This is a genomic window from Mycobacterium sp. ENV421 (genome assembly GCF_002887815.1).
Taxonomy (GTDB): domain Bacteria; phylum Actinomycetota; class Actinomycetes; order Mycobacteriales; family Mycobacteriaceae; genus Mycobacterium.
The window spans coordinates 276,295-288,350 of sequence record NZ_PDHO01000003.1 but is presented as its reverse complement, the minus strand read 5'-3'; the positions used below and the strand labels follow the sequence as shown (position 1 = coordinate 288,350).

General features: G+C 67.3%; 7 protein-coding genes and 1 pseudogene. 5 read left to right on the top strand and 3 right to left on the bottom strand.

The features are described 5' to 3' along the window. Window positions 1–12 precede the first annotated feature (12 nt). Window positions 13–1,218 carry a DNA polymerase IV gene (dinB, locus tag CRM90_RS05640; RefSeq protein WP_102806002.1) on the top strand — a complete coding sequence of 402 codons (1,206 nt, stop codon included), beginning with the start codon at window positions 13–15 and terminating at the stop codon, window positions 1,216–1,218. A gap of 62 nt (window positions 1,219–1,280) precedes the next feature. On the opposite strand, the pseudogene CRM90_RS05635 reads toward dinB, so the two are convergent. Continuing rightward, window positions 1,281–2,285 (bottom strand): annotated as a pseudogene (locus tag CRM90_RS05635) (PHP domain-containing protein); the annotation flags it as partial. A gap of 105 nt (window positions 2,286–2,390) precedes the next feature. Here CRM90_RS05635 and CRM90_RS05630 point away from each other — a divergent pair. From CRM90_RS05630 to CRM90_RS05615, 4 genes are read left to right on the top strand one after another with little or no spacing between them, the layout of a single operon-like run. Then, complete coding sequence (locus tag CRM90_RS05630) at window positions 2,391–2,771, top strand: ArsR/SmtB family transcription factor (protein WP_102806000.1); 381 nt, start codon at window positions 2,391–2,393, stop codon at window positions 2,769–2,771. Next, window positions 2,768–4,411 carry a SulP family inorganic anion transporter gene (locus CRM90_RS05625; protein WP_199189789.1) on the top strand — a complete coding sequence of 548 codons (1,644 nt, stop codon included), beginning with the start codon at window positions 2,768–2,770 and terminating at the stop codon, window positions 4,409–4,411. The genes CRM90_RS05630 and CRM90_RS05625 overlap by 4 nt, the downstream gene beginning before the upstream one ends. A 23-nt stretch (window positions 4,412–4,434) precedes the next feature. Further along, a complete protein-coding gene (locus CRM90_RS05620) occupies window positions 4,435–4,695 on the top strand; it encodes a hypothetical protein (protein WP_102805999.1) in 261 nt (86 codons plus the stop codon). A gap of 37 nt (window positions 4,696–4,732) precedes the next feature. Next, window positions 4,733–5,575 (top strand): LLM class F420-dependent oxidoreductase, encoded by an 843-nt coding sequence (locus CRM90_RS05615; RefSeq protein ID WP_102805998.1) that lies wholly within the window; start codon window positions 4,733–4,735, stop codon window positions 5,573–5,575. Window positions 5,576–5,943: 368 nt separating this feature from the next. Here the strand turns inward: CRM90_RS05615 and CRM90_RS05610 are convergent, their stop codons facing one another. Together CRM90_RS05610 and gltB are read right to left on the bottom strand one after the other, a co-directional pair. Beyond that, a complete protein-coding gene (locus tag CRM90_RS05610) occupies window positions 5,944–7,410 on the bottom strand; it encodes a glutamate synthase subunit beta (RefSeq protein ID WP_102805997.1) in 1,467 nt (488 codons plus the stop codon). Then, on the bottom strand, window positions 7,403–11,977 hold the full coding sequence (gene gltB / locus CRM90_RS05605; RefSeq protein WP_102806134.1) for a glutamate synthase large subunit: 4,575 nt from the start codon (window positions 11,975–11,977) through the stop codon (window positions 7,403–7,405). Before gltB ends, CRM90_RS05610 begins: the two co-directional genes overlap by 8 nt. Window positions 11,978–12,056 lie beyond the last annotated feature (79 nt).

Sequence of the window (12,056 nt, the reverse complement as noted above, 5' to 3'; positions counted from 1 at the left end):
GCATGCGAACATATGCTCGTGTCCGGCGCCCGGGCGACCATCCTGCACGCTGATCTCGACTCGTTCTACGCCTCCGTCGAGCAGCGCGATGACCCGACGCTGCGCGGTCGTCCGGTGATCGTCGGCGGCGGCGTCGTGCTGGCCGCCAGCTATGAGGCCAAGGCATATGGGGTGCGCACCGCGATGGGCGGCCACCAGGCCCGCCGGCTGCGCCCCGCAGCCGTGGTCGTCCCGCCGCGGATGTCTGCCTACAGCCAGGCCAGTGACGACGTCTTCGCGGTGTTCCGCGACACCACACCGCTGGTCGAACCGCTCTCGGTGGACGAGGCCTTCCTCGACGTCGCCGGGCTGCAGCGGCTGGCCGGCGACCCGGTGCAGATCGGGGCGCGGCTGCGGGACGAGGTTCGCGACCGGGTCGGGCTACCGATCACGGTGGGTATCGCGCGCACCAAGTTCCTGGCCAAGGTCGCCAGCCAGGAAGCGAAACCGGACGGGCTGCTGCTGGTGCCACCCGAGCGGGAGCTGGATTTCCTGCACCCGCTGCCGGTGCGCAGGCTGTGGGGCGTGGGACCCAAGACGGCCGACAAGTTGCACGCGTACGGCATCGAGACCGTCGCCCAGGTCGCCGAGCTCGGGGAGTCGATGCTGGCGTCGATGGTCGGGCCGGCGATGGGCAGGCAGCTGTATTCGTTGTCGCGCAACATCGACCGGCGCCGGGTCGACACCGGCCGGCGTCGCCGCTCGGTGGGCGCCCAGCGCGCGCTGGGCCGGCGCCGGATCAGTCCTGGCGAGCTGGACGCCGTGGTGATCGGCCTGGTGGACCGGATCACCCGCCGGATGCGCTGCGCGCAGCGCACCGGCCGAACAGTTGTGCTGCGCTTGCGTTTTGATGACTTCACCCGAATCACGCGGTCGCACACCATGGCCAGGGCCACCGGGTCCACCGCACCGATCCTGGCCGCTGCCCGTGACCTGGTCGCTGCCGCCGCGCCGCTGATCGCCGAGCGCGGCATCACGCTGATCGGCTTTGCCGTCAGCAATATCGACCCCGGTGGCGCTCAGCAGCTGGAGCTTCCGCTCGACGGCGGGCGCCCCGAGACGCTGGACCTCGACGCGGCCGTCGACCGTGTCCGGCGTCGGTATGGCAATGCGGTACTCACTCGCGGTGTCCTGGTCGGGCGGGATCCGGATCTGGAGATGCCGCACCTGCCGGATTAGCCCGCCGAGTGCCATCGCGCATCGCCGCACCCGGCGTCATTCTCGAACTCAACGACCGGCAATCGGCTTGCGGCCCAAGCCAACAGCTTCTCGACGGGCCAGGTGTTGACGATCCGTTCGACCGGAACCTCGCTGTCGACGGCGCGCTGCGCACCATAGCCGAGGAAATCCAGCTGGCCCGGGGCGTGGGCGTCGGTGTCGATCGAGAAATCGCAGCCGATGTCCAACGCCATTTTCAGCAGCCGGGTCGGCGGGTCGCGACGCTCGGGCCGCGAGTTGATCTCCACCGCGGTGTTGTTGTCCCGGCACGCGGCGAACACCTTCTCGGCGTCGAACTTCGACTCCGGCCGCAAGCCGCGGTTGCCGGTGACCAGCCGGCCCGTGCAGTGGCCGAGGACGTTGACCCGCGAGTTGGTCACGGCGCGAACCATCCGCCTCGTCATCGACGGTTCATCCATGGCCAGCTTCGAGTGCACGCTGGCGACGACGACGTCGAGGCGGTCCAGCAACTCGGGCTCCTGGTCCAGCGTCCCGTCATCGAGGATGTCGACCTCGATGCCGGTGAGGATCCGGAACGGCGCCATCTTCTCTCGCAGCTCGTCGATCACGTCGAGCTGATGGCGCAGCCGGTCCGGCGAGAGCCCGTTGGCGATGGTCAGCCGCGGCGAATGGTCGGTCAGCACGCAGTACTCGTGGCCGAGCGCGGCCGCCGCGGCCATCATCTCGGGGATCGGCGCCGACCCGTCCGACCAATTGGAATGCAGGTGCAGATCGCCCCGCAGCGCCGCACGGATGTCGCCACCGCCGAGGTCCTCAGCCGAGCCGCGCAACTCGACCAGTACATCGGGTTCCTGGCCGGCCCACGCCTGCGCGATCACCTTGGCCGTCTTCGGTCCGATGCCGGGCAGGCTCTGCCAGCTGTTGGCCCGGCCGTGCCGGTCGCGGGTCTGCTCATCCAGCGCCTCGACGATGTCGGCGGCCTTGCGATAGGCCATCACCCGCCGGGAGTCTTCCCGCGCACGGTCCTTGTAGTACGCGATCTCGCGTAGCGCGGCCACCGGGTCCATGACTCCAGTGTGCCCCGCGCGGGTGGCGGCTTTTGGCGCCCGAGCGCATCCGCGCTACGCTAATTGAGATTTCGTTCAATCCATCAAGTCATCAAGTCGAGGCTCATGGTGCCCACCAACTCTCCCGGCGGCGACGAGCGCCCGCTCTACGAGATCAAGGCCAACCTCTTCAAGGCGCTGGCGCACCCCGCGCGTATTCGCGTGCTGGAGATCTTGTCGGCCAATGACCGGCCGACCCCGGTCAGCGAGATTCTCGCGGCCACCGAGATCGAACCGACGCTGCTGTCGCAGCACCTGGCTGTCCTCAAACGCCATCACGTGGTGTCGGCGGAGCGCACCCGCAACGCCGTGCACTACGAGCTCGCCCACCCGTCGATCCGCGATCTGCTGGTGTCTGCGCGCGGCTTCCTCGCCGACACCCTCAAAGCCCGCCACGAACAGCTCTCGGCCTTCGACTCGTTGCCTCCGGTGGGAAATCCGCAGTGATCACCAAGGCCGCCGGTCAGCTGTCGCGGCTGCTTCCCCATCTCAGTGACTACGCCGACCTACCCCGGTCCTGGCGTCGCGACATCCTCGCCGGGATCACGGTGGGTGTGGTGGCGTTGCCGCTTGCGTTGGCGTTCGGCATCAGCTCGGGTGTCGGGGCGGCAGCCGGATTGATCACGGCTGTGATCGCGGGAGTTGTCGCCGCGATATTCGGCGGATCCCATGTCCAGGTGTCGGGACCGACGGGAGCGATGGCGGTGGTACTCGCGCCGATCGTGGCGCAGCACGGCATCGGCAGCGTCGCGCTCGTCACGGTCCTGGCGGGGGTGATCGTGCTGGCCGCAGGCATCACCGGCCTGGGCCGCGCGGTCACGTTCATTCCCTGGCCGGTGATCGAAGGCTTCACGCTCGGCATCGCGGCGATCATCTTCCTGCAGCAGGTGCCCGCGGCGTTCGGTGTCGAGGCTCCCAGCGGTCAACGCACGCTGGTCGCCGCCTGGACAGTCGTCGCCGAGGCCGAGTGGTCATCGGCATGGCGCACTCTCGCCGTCGTGGCGTTCGTCGCCGCGGTCATGGTCGGCCTGCCGCGCGTGCACCGCGCGATTCCCGAATCGCTGACAGCTGTCGTCGTGGCCACCCTGCTCGTCGTCGCCTTCCACTTCCCGGTGGGCGCGATCGGGAACCTGCCCGCGCATCTGCCCGCGCCGCTGGTGCCGCACGCCGATCCCGCCGCGCTGCGCACCCTGCTCGGCGCCGCGGTGGCCATCGCCGCGCTCGCCGCCATCGAATCGCTGCTGTCGGCGCGGGTGGCGGCAACCATGTCGCCGACCGGCCCCTACGATCCGGACCGCGAACTCGTCGGTCAGGGTCTGGCCTCGATGGCGTCCGGCCTGTTCGGCGGCATGCCGGCCACCGGCGCGATCGCCCGCACCGCGGTGAACGTGCGGTCAGGCGCTCGCACCCGGCTGTCGGCGATCGTCCATTCGCTGCTGTTGCTCGGCGTCGTCTATCTCGCCACCGGCCCGGTTGCGGCGATTCCGTTGTCCGCGTTGGCCGGTGTGCTGATGGTGACGTCGTTTCGGATGATCTCGCTGAGCACCGTCGCCAAGATCGTCGGCTCCACCCGCTCGGACGCGCTGGCCTTCACCCTGACCGCCGTCGTCACGGTGTGTTTCGATCTGATCGAGGCGGTCGAAATCGGCATCCTGATCGCCGCGTTCTTCGCGCTGCGGACGGTCGCGCGGCGCAGCAGCGTGGTCCGTGAGGATCTGCCCGGCCCGCCTCAGCCCGGCGACGAGCGCATCGCGCTGCTGCGATTGGACGGCGCAATGTTCTTCGGCGCCGCCGAACGACTCTCCAACGCGATCACCAACCATCCCGACGTATCGGTGGTCATCATCCGCATGTCCCAGCTGGGAATGCTGGACGCCACCGGTGCGCACACCCTTGCCGAGATCGCCGAAGACCTCGAGGCCCGGGGCGTGACCGTCATCATCAAGGGAGTGCGGCCCGAGCACATGGCGTTGCTGGCCAACATCGGCATCGTCGACGCGCTGCGCCACGAGAATCACCTGATCGACTCCCTCGACGACGCGATCGCCCACGCCCGCTCCCACGTGGCCCGCCCGGTTTATCCCTGAAAATTCTCGGGTACAAAAAGCCCATGTCAGCTCTCCAGTGGGTGGTCGCGTATGTGTGCGCAGCCACTCTCGTCGCGGGTGGTGCCATGGCGTTTGCCGCCTGGTCGCGCCGGAGCCAACTGACCAGTCCTGCCGTGACCATCGGTCCCGCCCTACTTGCCGGCGCTCTCTGGCCGCTGGTGGTCGCCGGACTCGGCCAGTGGCTGCTCGTTCACGCGCTCGGTAGGGCGTTGCGCCGTGAGCCCGCCGGCCGCAGTGAACTGCTCCGAATAGACGCCGCCTGACAGGTGCCGGTCAGCGAACCGGACTAGGCTCGGTACAGTGCAATTCGCCTTCAAGACCTCCCCCCAAAACACCACGTGGGCCGACATGCTGGCGGTCTGGCAGGTCGCCGATGACATCGACGTCTTCCACTCCGGCTGGACCTTCGACCACTTCTATCCGATCTTCTCGGACTCGAGCGGACCCTGCCTGGAGGGCTGGACGACGCTGACCGCGCTGGCCCAGGCCACCACCCGGCTACGGCTCGGCAACCTGGTCAGCGGCATCCACTACCGGCATCCCGCGGTCCTGGCCAACATGGTGTCCGCCGTCGACATCATCTCCGGCGGCCGCCTGGAACTGGGTATCGGCGCCGGCTGGAACGAAGAAGAGTCCGGCGCATACGGCATCGAACTGGGCAGCGTCAAAGAGCGCCTGGACCGCTTCGAGGAAGCCTGCCAGGTGCTGATCGGACTGCTCAGCCAGGACACCACCGACTTCGACGGAGCCTTTTACCAGCTCAGCAACGCACGCAACGAGCCCAAAGGCCCGCAGCGGCCCCACCCGCCGATCTGCATCGGCGGCAGCGGCGAGAAGCGGACACTGCGCATCGTCGCCAAATATGCCCAGCACTGGAATTTCGCCGGCGGTACCCCCGAGGAATTCGCCCACAAGCTCAACGTTCTGGCATCGCACTGCGCCGACATCGGTCGCGACCCGAGCGAGATCATGACCTCCGCTCACGTCCGGCTCAGCGAGGACCACGACTATGCCAAGGCGATCGACGAGGCCGCGGCCCTGGGGTCCGAGGGTCTGGATCTGGCGATCGTGTACCTGCCCCCGCCGCACCATCCGGCCGTGCTCGAGCCGCTGGCCGAAGCGATCCGGGATTCAGGGCTCTAGATAACAGCCTGGTAACGGCCGGCAAAGCTGCGCCTGCGTCAACTACCGCCGGAATCAGTTGCTAGAAACCGAAGCGGACGAGCTCGTCGGCCGTGACCAAGCGCTCGTGCTTGGCCGGCCACTCGCGGCTTCTCACTGGGTGACGGAAGAAGGACCAGGCAATACGCCCGACCCGGGAACGAGATATCGGGTTGAGGTACACAAGGATCACTCCTGTGGTCGGATCTCAGCTCAGGCGGAGCCCCACGTTACCGCAACGCTCACTCCAGCAATTAGACACAGATCACACCGCAAACAGCAAGAGGCGCGCCGCCGATTAATCCGATGATTCTGATGGGACTGGAGTTACCAGTGTGGCCTTGAATCGATCAGCGCTGAGGGGCTGCGGTCGGCTTTATCGGCGCCGGCAACGCGGAGTGACCCATCAGGTAGCGGTCCACACCTTTGGCGGCGGCGCGGCCTTCCGCGATTGCCCAGACGATCAACGACTGGCCGCGGCCCATGTCGCCGGCGACGAAGACACCGGGCACGGAGGTGCCGAACTCGTTGTCGCGGGCGACGTTGCCCCGATCGGTGAGCTCCACGCCCAGGTCGGTGAGCAAGCCCGGCTTCTCCGGTCCGACAAAGCCCATCGCCAGCAGCACCAGGTCCGCCTCGAGCTCGAAGTCGGTGCCGTCGACCTTCTCGAACTTGCCGTTCTTCATCACCACTTCATGCGCGCGAAGACCGGTGACCTTGCCCTCGTGGCCGACGAACTTCTCGGTGTTGACCGAGAACACCCGCTCGCCGCCCTCCTCATGAGCCGAGGACACCCGGAACATCAGGGGGTACGTCGGCCAGGGGGTCGAGTCGGCCCGGGTCTCGGGCGGCCGCGGCATGATCTCGAACTGGTGGATGCTGGCCGCGCCCTGGCGATGGGCGGTGCCCAGGCAGTCGGCGCCCGTGTCGCCGCCGCCGATGATGACGACCTTCTTGCCCTTGGCGGTGATCGGCGGCTGACCGTTCTCGTCGAGTACCGGGTCGCCGTGGGTGGCCTTGTTGGCCCACGGCAGGTACTCCATGGCCTGATATACGCCTTCGAACTGGCGGCCCGGGATCGGCAGATCCCGCCAGTCGGTGGCACCGCCGGCGAGGACGACCGCGTCGAAGTCGGCGCGCAGCTGGTCGGCGCTGATGTCGACGCCGACGTTGACGCCGGCGCGGAACTTGGTGCCCTCGGCTTCCATCTGAGCCAGGCGCCGATCGATGTGACGCTTCTCCATCTTGAATTCGGGGATCCCGTAGCGCAGCAGTCCACCGATGCGGTCGGCCCGCTCGAAGACGGTGACGTCGTGCCCGGCACGGGTCAGCTGCTGGGCAGCCGCCAACCCGGCGGGGCCGGAGCCGACGACGGCGACCTTCTTGCCGGTGATGACGTGCGGCGGCATCGGGACGACCCAGCCCTCGTCGAAGGCGTTGTCGATGATCTCGACCTCGACCTGCTTGATGGTCACCGGATCCTGATTGATGCCCAGCACGCAGGAGGCCTCACACGGCGCCGGGCACAGCCGGCCGGTGAACTCCGGGAAGTTGTTGGTGGCGTGCAGCCGCTCGATCGCGTCACGCCACCGGTCCCGGTACACCAGGTCGTTCCACTCCGGGATCAGGTTGCCCAGCGGGCAGCCGTTGTGGCAGAACGGGATTCCGCAGTCCATGCAGCGCGAGGCCTGCTTCTCCAGGGTGTCCTGGGAGAAGTCCTCGTAGACCTCTTTCCAGTCTTTGAGTCGCAGATCCACCGGCCGGCGCACCGGCGTCTCACGCGCGGTGATCTTCAGGAAGCCACTCGGGTCACCCATGAGCGGCCGCCATGATCGCCTTGTCGACATCCTCGCCGGCAGCTTCAGCCTCGGCGATCGCCTGCAGCACGGCCTTGTAGTCGCGCGGCATCACTTTCACGAAATTACCTACCTGTCCGGACCAGTCAGCCAAGATGCGCTGGCCCACAACCGAATCGGTGGCGTCCACATGCGCGACGATGATGTCGCGCAGCCACTCGACGTCGGCGTCGTCGAACTCGTCGATATCGACCATCTCGGTGTTGAGATTGGCCGGCAGCCTGCCGTCGGGGTCGTAGACGTAGGCGATGCCACCGGACATGCCCGCCGCGAAGTTGCGGCCGGTCTCGCCGAGAATCACCACCCGTCCGCCGGTCATGTACTCGCAGCCATGGTCACCGACGCCCTCGACCACGGCGTGCGCGCCGGAGTTGCGCACCGCGAACCGCTCACCCACGGTGCCGCGGATGAACGCGGTACCGCTGGTGGCGCCGAACAGGATCACGTTGCCGCCGATGATGTTGGCTTCTGCCACATAGTCTTCCGGCGCCTTGTCCGACGGCCGTAGCACGAGCCTTCCGCCCGAGAGCCCCTTGCCGACGTAATCGTTGGCGTCGCCGTAGACCCGAAGCGTCACACCCTTAGGCACGAAGGCACCGAAGCTGTTGCCCGCCGAACCGTCGAACGTGATATCGATGGTTCCGTCCGGAAGTCCATTGGCGCCATAGGCTTTGGTCAGCTCGTGGCCGAGCATCGTGCCGACAGTCCGGTTGGTGTTGGCGATCGTCGTCGAGAAGCGAACCGGAGTGCCGGAATCCAGCGCCTCTCGGCTCATCACGATCAGCTGCTGATCCAGCGCCTTGTCCAGGCCGTGGTCTTGGCGTGAGCTGCAGTACAGATCCTGATTCATAAACGCCGAATCCGGCTCGTGCAGAACCGGCGTCAGGTCCAGCTTGTGGGCCCGCCAATGCTCGGCAGCCTTCGCGGTATCCAGCGCGTTGACCTGGCCGACCATCTCGTTGATGGTGCGGAAGCCCAGCTGAGCCATCAACTCGCGGACCTCTTCAGCGATGAACATGAAGAAGTTCTCGACGAATTCCGGCTTGCCGTCGAAGCGTTCGCGCAACACCGGGTTCTGCGTGGCCACACCCACCGGGCAGGTGTCCAGGTGGCAGACCCGCATCATGATGCAGCCCGACACCACCAGCGGCGCGGTCGCGAAGCCGAACTCCTCGGCACCCAGCAGAGCAGCGACCACCACGTCACGGCCGGTCTTGAGCTGGCCGTCGACCTGCACCACGATCCGGTCACGCAATCCGTTGAGCAGCAGCGTCTGCTGGGTCTCGGCCAGGCCGAGCTCCCACGGTGCACCCGCGTGCTTCTGGGACGTCAGCGGCGTGGCGCCGGTGCCGCCGTCGTGGCCGGAGATCAGCACCACGTCGGCGTGCGCCTTGGACACGCCGGCCGCGACCGTGCCGACACCGTTCTCGCTCACCAGCTTCACGTGCACGCGGGCCTGCGGGTTGGCGTTCTTCAGGTCGTGGATCAGCTGTGCCAGATCCTCGATCGAATAGATGTCGTGGTGCGGCGGCGGCGAGATCAAGCCGACGCCTGGCGTGGAATGCCGCACCTCGGCCACCCACGGGTAGACCTTGTGGCCCGGAAGTTGGCCGCCCTCACCTGGTTTGGCACCCTGGGCCATCTTGATCTGGATGTCGGTGCAGTTCGTCAGGTAGTGCGACGTCACACCGAAGCGACCGGAGGCGACCTGCTTGATGGCGCTGCGGCGCCAGTCGCCGTTGGGCTCACGCTCGAATCGGCTGACGGCCTCGCCGCCCTCGCCTGAGTTCGACCGCCCGCCAAGGCGGTTCATCGCGATCGCCAGGGTCTCGTGCGCCTCGGCCGAGATCGAGCCGTAGCTCATCGCCCCGGTGGAGAACCGCTTGACGATCTCGCTCGCCGGCTCGACTTCTTCGATCGGAATCGACTGCCGCACACCATCTTTGAACTTCAGCAGGCCGCGCAGCGACGCCATCCGCTCACTCTGGTCGTCGACCAGCTGGGTGTACTCCTTGAAGACCTTGTACTGGCCGGTGCGGGTGGAGTGCTGCAGCTTGAACACCGTGTCCGGGTTGAACAGGTGGTATTCACCCTCGCGGCGCCACTGGTATTCGCCGCCGACCTCGAGCTCGCGGTGCGCGCGCTCGTCGGGGCGGTCCAGATAGGCCAGCTGATGGCGGGTGGCGACGTCGGCGGCGATGTCGTCCAGATCGATCCCGCCGACCGGGCAGTGCAGGCCGGTGAAGTACTCGTCGAGCACCTGCTGGGAGATGCCGATGGCCTGGTAGAGCTGCGAGCCGGTGTAGGAGGCCAGGGTGGAGATGCCCATCTTGGACATCACCTTCAGCACACCCTTGCCTGCGGCCTTGATGTAGTTCTGCAGCGCCTTCTCACGGCTGATGCCCTCGATCATCCCACGGCCGATCATGTCGTCGATCGACTCGAACGCCATGTACGGGTTGATCGCGGCGGCCCCGAAGCTGACCAGGGCGGCCATGTGGTGCACCTCGCGGGCGTCGCCGGCCTCCACGACCAGGCCGACCTGGGTGCGGGTCCGGGTGCGAACGAGGTGGTGGTGAATGGCCGCCACCGAGAGCAGCGACGGGATCGGCCCCAGGTTCTCGTTGGACTCGCGGTCGGAGATGATCAGGATCCGGGCGCCGTCGGCGATGGCCTTCGACGCCGCGTCACGAATGTCATCGAGCGCACGGCGCAAACCCTCGCCGCCCTTGGCGACGGGATACAGACATCGGATGACGGCAGAGCGCATGCCGTGCTTGCGGCCGCGAACGGTGTCGTCCGGGTTGAGGTTGATCAGCTTGGCCAGTTCGTGGTTGCGCAGGATCGGCTGGCGAAGCCCGATCTGGTGGCACGACTCCGGCTGCGGGTTGAGCAGGTCGCCTTCCGGGCCGACGGTGCCCTGCAGGCTGGTCACCACTTCTTCGCGGATGGCGTCCAGCGGCGGGTTGGTCACCTGGGCGAACAGCTGCTGGAAGTAGTCGAACAGCATCCGTGGCCGCGACGAGAGCACGGCGATCGGGGTGTCGGTGCCCATCGAGCCCAGCGGCTCCGCTCCGGTCCGCGCCATCGGCGCGACCAGCAGGTTGAGCTCTTCGTAGGTGTAGCCGAAGGCCTGCTGGCGCAGCACCACGCGGTGGTGCGGCATCCGCACATACGGGCCCTGCGGCAGATTGTCGAGATGGAACTGCTGGTCGTCCAGCCATTCCTGGTAGGGCTCGCCGGAGGCCAGTTCGGCCTTGATCTCCTCGTCGGAGACGATGCGGCCCTGGGCGGTGTCCACCAGGAACATCCGGCCGGGCTGCAGGCGCATGCGTTTGACCACGGTGGCCGGGTCCAGATCGAGCACCCCGGCCTCGGAGGCCATCACCACGAGGCCGTCCTCGGTGACCCAGATGCGCGACGGACGCAGGCCGTTGCGGTCGAGCACCGCGCCGACGACCGTGCCGTCGGAGAAGCACACCGAGGCCGGTCCATCCCACGGCTCCATCAACGAGCTGTGGTACTGGTAGAACGCCCGCCGGGCAGGGTCCATCGACTCGTTGCGCTCCCAGGCCTCCGGGATCATCATCAGCACCGAGTGCGCGAGGCTGCGCCCACCGAGGTGCAGCAGTTCGAGTACCTCGTCGAAGCGGGCGGTATCCGAGGCGCCGGGGGTGCAGACCGGGAAGATCTTCTCGACGTCGGTGCCGAAGATGTCGGTCTTGATGAGCGCCTCACGGGCGCGCATCCAGTTCTCGTTGCCGGTGACGGTGTTGATCTCGCCGTTGTGGGCGACCCGCCGGAACGGGTGGGCCAGCGGCCACGACGGGAATGTGTTGGTGGAGAACCGCGAGTGCACGATGCCCAGCGCGCTTTCCAGCCGGTCATCCTGCAGATCGAGGTAGAAGGCCTTGAGCTGCGGTGTGGTCAGCATGCCCTTGTAGACAAAGGTCTGGCCGGAAAGGCTTGGGAAATAAACGGTTTCACGACCCGGACCATCCTGGCCGGGGCCCTTGGAACCCAGCTCGTGCTCGGCACGCTTGCGGATCACGTAGGCCTTGCGCTCCAGCTCCATGCCGGACGCGCCACCGATGAACACCTGGCGGAAGGTCGGCATCGCGTCCCGGGACAACGCACCCAACGACGAGTCGTCGGTGGGGACGTCGCGCCAGCCGATGACGTCGAGGCCCTCGGCCTCGACGATCTTCTCGACGCCCTCGCAGGCGGTGGCCGCGTCGCGGGACGACTGCGGCAGGAACGCGATGCCGGTGGCGTAGGAGCCCTCGGCAGGAAGCTCGAAGTCGACCACAGCACGCAGGAACGCGTCGGGAACCTGAAGCAGGATGCCCGCGCCGTCACCGCTGTGCGGCTCGGCGCCTGCCGCGCCGCGGTGCTCGAGGTTCAGCAGCGCGGTGATCGCCTTGTCCACGATGTCGCGGCTGCGACGGCCGTGCATGTCCACCACCATGGCGACGCCACATGAGTCGTGCTCATATGCGGGGTTGTACAGCCCGACACTCCTGGGCATTCGCACCTGACCCTTCACAAGCTTTTGTGCGCGGTGGTTCGTCGACGTCACCGCGCCCCGCCAGGGATTCCTCCGTGCG